Below are 1510 nucleotides of genomic sequence, written 5' to 3'. Positions count from 1 at the left end.
TGCCGGGCTCGCTGCCGGGCCGGGCCAATCCCGACGGATCGCCCTCGCCCAGCCTCTATTGCTGCGTGATCGTGAAAACGGTCGACGCCCAGACGCGCTCGAAGACCTCGATCAACGAGCTTCTGCGCGACTGACCGGATTTATTTCTTCTTACCGCCCTTGCTGCGGTCCGGGGCAGGCGCGGCGAAGACCGAGCCGGATGCGGGGGCCTTTACCTTCGCATCCTTCTTCGGCTTCTTCTTTTCGCGATTGCTCTTCTGCTGACCCTTGGCCATCTGGATCTCCCTTTGGAGCCGGCGAACCGCCGCCGACTCAGATTCGGCTCACATTAGGCGTTTTCGGGGGTGCCCGCCCCCATTTAAAGATAAAGATTGCGTATTTGGCGCCATGAGCCCATGAGAGGGCCCTATCGCTATGCCGACGGACCATTCATGCCTCCTTCGCGCACGCAAAGCCCCAAGGAGCGCAAGATGCAGCAGTCCCACAAGTTCCAGATCGGCCAGACGGTCGAGTTCCAGCCCGGCGGCTCCTACCTCGCGACCGCGCGCGGCCATTATGTGGTCGTCCGCCAGCTTCCGACCGAGGGCGCGGGCTACCAGTACCGCGTCAAAAGCGTGACGGACGGGCATGAACGCATCGTGCGCGAGAACCAGCTCGACTGACCTTCCGGCGATTTTCTGCGCCATTTGACGGTTTTTCGGGGGCGCGGTACACGGGATGACCATGACCGCAGCCGCCCCCTACGATCCTCTTGAGATCGCCATCGAGCTGATCCGCTGTCCGAGCGTCACACCGAAAGACGAGGGTGCGCTGGCGACGCTCGCGGATTACCTCGCGCCGCTCGGCTTCAATTGCGAGCGGATGCGCTTCAGCGACGAGAACACGCCCGACATCGACAATCTCTATGCGCGGATCGGCGCGGGTGCGCCCCATTTCTGCTTTGCCGGGCATACGGATGTCGTGCCTGTCGGCGATGAAGCCTCGTGGTCGGTCGATCCCTTCGCCGGCGAGATCAAGGGAGGCCGCCTCTTCGGGCGCGGCGCCGCCGACATGAAGGGCTCGATCGCGAGTTTTGTCGCCGCCGCATCCCGGCTGGTGCGCGAAGGAAAGCTCATCGAGGGCGAAGGTTCGATCAGCCTCCTCATCACCGGCGACGAGGAAGGCCCGGGCATCAACGGCACCGCGAAGATGCTGAAGGCGCTCAAGGCGCGCGGCGAGACCATCGACCATTGCCTTGTCGGCGAACCGACCTGCGTTGCAAAGCTCGGCGACATGATGAAGATCGGACGGCGCGGTAGCATCAATGGCTGGCTGACCGTGCGCGGACAACAGGGCCATGTCGCCTATCCGCATCTCGCCGACAATCCCTTGCCGCGTCTCATGGAAATGCTGCGCCGGCTCGATGCGCATGTGCTCGACAAGGGCAATGCGCATTTCCAGCCGTCGAATTTCGAGATCACCTCGATCGATACCGGCAATGCGACGACCAATCTCATTCCGGGCGTCGCGC

The 1510-nt window shown here is 63.2% G+C and carries 3 protein-coding genes and 1 pseudogene; 3 read left to right on the top strand and 1 reads right to left on the bottom strand.

Going from position 1 to position 1510, the window contains the following annotated elements; all coding sequences use genetic code 11:
* Positions 1 to 134 (top strand): annotated as a pseudogene (locus tag VMR03_RS16145) (2,3,4,5-tetrahydropyridine-2,6-dicarboxylate N-succinyltransferase); the annotation flags it as partial.
* A 6-nt stretch (positions 135 to 140) separates the two neighbouring features.
* On the opposite strand, the gene VMR03_RS16140 reads toward VMR03_RS16145, so the two are convergent.
* Positions 141 to 275, bottom strand: coding sequence for a hypothetical protein (locus tag VMR03_RS16140; protein WP_325407013.1), 135 nt, complete (start codon positions 273 to 275; stop codon positions 141 to 143).
* Positions 276 to 470: 195 nt separating this feature from the next.
* Here VMR03_RS16140 and VMR03_RS16135 point away from each other — a divergent pair, with 195 nt between their 5' ends.
* Together VMR03_RS16135 and dapE are read left to right on the top strand one after the other, a co-directional pair.
* A complete protein-coding gene (locus VMR03_RS16135; RefSeq protein WP_325407016.1) occupies positions 471 to 662 on the top strand; it encodes a hypothetical protein in 192 nt (63 codons plus the stop codon).
* A 61-nt stretch (positions 663 to 723) separates the two neighbouring features.
* Positions 724 to 1510, top strand: a 787-nt coding sequence (gene dapE, locus VMR03_RS16130; protein WP_325407014.1) for a succinyl-diaminopimelate desuccinylase, incomplete at its 3' end; no start/stop codon positions are given.

The organism is Parvibaculum sp. (assembly GCF_035511255.1).
Classification (GTDB): domain Bacteria; phylum Pseudomonadota; class Alphaproteobacteria; order Parvibaculales; family Parvibaculaceae; genus Parvibaculum.
The sequence above is the reverse complement of the archived record's forward strand: the minus strand, read 5'-3'. Positions and strand labels throughout refer to the sequence as shown.